Here is a 570-nt window from a genome sequence, read left to right as displayed (position 1 = left end):
GCGTGGCGCAGGATGCCTACGGTGAGGATGCGCAGTTCGTGGTGAAGGTCGATGGCGCCCAGGTGGGCGGCGTCCAGACCGCTCACGCCAGTCACGCTGCCGGCGCTTGGGACGTGGTGAACCTCACCGGCGATTTCTCCGTAGCGTCAGACGTCACATTCCAGTTCATCAACGACGCCAGCGATGGTCACGGGCATGACCGCAACCTCTACATCGGCTCGGTCGGGCTCGACGGCCATGTCGTCAGCGGCAGCCAAGCCATACTCGATGCCGGCGTCGGCTCGACGGCCGATGGGTCCGCCGCCCTGTGGAGCAACGGCGGAGCGACGTTCGCCCTGCCCTCCGGCGACCCGGTCACGACCACGCCGACGCCGGCGCCAACGCCGACTGTGCCTGCTGCCCCTCATGAGCTCGACACCCTGACCTTCCGCGTGGCGCAGGATGCCTACGGTGAGGATGCGCAGTTCGTGGTGAAGGTCGATGGCGCCCAGGTGGGCGGCGTCCAGACCGCTCACGCCAGTCACGCTGCCGGCGCTTGGGACGTGGTGAACCTCACCGGCGATTTCTCCG

At 68.1% G+C, this 570-nt stretch carries 1 protein-coding gene; it reads left to right on the top strand.

Annotated elements, in window-relative coordinates; all coding sequences use genetic code 11:
- A partial coding sequence (locus MKK68_RS26380) for a carbohydrate-binding domain-containing protein (RefSeq protein ID WP_279605519.1) occupies positions 1–570 on the top strand: 570 nt, incomplete at both ends.

It is taken from the genome of Methylobacterium sp. E-016, from assembly GCF_022829745.1.
Taxonomy (GTDB): domain Bacteria; phylum Pseudomonadota; class Alphaproteobacteria; order Rhizobiales; family Beijerinckiaceae; genus Methylobacterium.
This window is presented reverse-complemented; position numbering and strand designations above follow the sequence as displayed.